Annotated in this window: 1 protein-coding gene; it reads left to right on the top strand. The window is 67.5% G+C overall.

Going from position 1 to position 1792, the window contains the following annotated elements:
* Positions 1 to 210: 210 nt before the first annotated feature.
* On the top strand, positions 211 to 1566 hold the full coding sequence (locus QZY48_RS34170; protein ID WP_295439172.1) for an ISKra4 family transposase: 1356 nt from the start codon (positions 211 to 213) through the stop codon (positions 1564 to 1566).
* Positions 1567 to 1792 lie beyond the last annotated feature (226 nt).

Genomic DNA, 1792 nt, shown 5'->3' with positions numbered 1-1792 from the left:
TGCGTCCCGCTCCGGGCGGCGGCACGACCGGGCCGTACTATCAGCACCAAGTCTGGGAGCACGGCCGCAACTTGAGCCAGCGCATCCCTGCGGCCGAGGCGCCGGGCTTGCAGCAAGCGCTCGCCAACCGCCAGCGTGCCGAGGCCCTCGCCCAGGAATACATCGATGTGACGGTGCAACTGACGCGGCGGCGCACGGATGATAAATCCAGTGCAAAAAAAACGCGCGGTCGTGGCAGCGGCCGTCGCTACGGAAGTCGAAGCGTTCCTAACGCTCGCGCGGGAGCGTCTGGGCCGGGAAGGTTGGAGCGGCAGCGACTGGGTGGAAACTGGCCTGCGCACCGCGTTGCTCCAGCAGGGCCGACGGTTGCTGGCAGAGCTGCTCAACGACCCGACGTTGCCGCTGGCCAACGACGCCAGCCGCCCCGGCGAAAAATGCACCCCGGCGGTCGCGCGCGACCTCGAAACCCTCTTTGGTCCACTGACCCTGCGGCGTAATTACTATCATGCCGCCGGCACGGGCGCGGGGCGCTATCCGTTGGACCTGGCCCTGAAGTTGGTCGGGCCCTACACCCCGGCACTGGCGCGGCTGATGAGCCGGGCCGGAGCGCAAACCGGGTTCGAGTCCGGCAGCGAGGATCTGCGGATCTATGGCGGTTTGGCCATCGCGGGACGCCAAATCCACCGCCTGATGCAGATCATCGGACCGGCCGTCCACGCGGCGGCGGAAGCCGCCCCGAACGAAACCCCGACCGCCCCCATCCCCGTGCTCTATGTCGAAGTCGACGGCACCGGCGCGCCGATGGTGCCGGCGGAGTTGGCGGGACGAAAAGGCAAACAACCCGACGGAACCGCCAAAACCCGCGAAGTGAAGTTGGGCTGTGTCTTCACCCAGCACGGCACCGATGCGGAAGGCCATCCGGTGCGCGATCCGGCCAGTACAACCTATCTATGCGGACTGGAGAGCGCGGGGGACTTTGGCACCCGTTTGCGGCGGGAGGCGCGGCGCCGGGGGATGGGGCAAAGTGAGCGCGTCGTCCTGCTCGGCGATGGGGCGGCGTGGGTTTGGGAACTGGGCCGGGTGAACTTCTCCTGCGCCACGGAAATCCTCGACTACTATCACGCGCGCGAACACCTCAGCCGCCTCATCGAAGCGCTGGTCGGCGCCGGCACGCCCGCGGCGGCGAAACTTCAGCTGCGCTGGGAGAGTTGGTTATGGCGCGGCGAAGTGTCGCGCTTGCTCAAGACGGCGCGGCACCGCGGCCAGGGTCTCGTTGGGGCCAGCGCCGCAGCAGTGGCGACCGAGCTGGGCTACTTCGAGAAGAACCGCTCGCGCATGCGCTACGGCGAGTTCCGGCGCTTGGGTCTGTTCATCGGCTCCGGTGTCGTGGAAGCCGGTTGCAAGACCGTCGTCGGTCAGCGCGCCAAACAATCCGGCATGTGCTGGACCGCAACCGGCCTGCTGGCCGTGCTCCACACGCGCTGCGCTCTCCTCAGCGGCCAGTTCGACGCCTTCTGGGAAAACTGGAAACGCCCAGCACAACCAGGCCTCGCGCTCGCCGCTTAATCTGCCTTGGCCAGATTCCAGGCACACACCCCTGCAGCCACCCCGGGATATTTTGCCGTTGCCGGCCGGCTCCCCGGCGCAAACCTCGGTCGTGCCTCGCCCGTCCCGCTTCCCGTCGTTCCAGCCGCGCCTGCCCGTGAAGCTGGCATTCCTGCTCGGCGGGGTGATCTGTCTGACGATTACCGCGCTGATCTTCCTGCAGCGAATTCAAAGCCAGGCCATGGCG

Origin of the sequence: uncultured Thiodictyon sp., from assembly GCF_903828115.1 — a bacterium.
GTDB lineage: Bacteria > Pseudomonadota > Gammaproteobacteria > Chromatiales > Chromatiaceae > Thiodictyon.
This window is presented reverse-complemented; position numbering and strand designations above follow the sequence as displayed.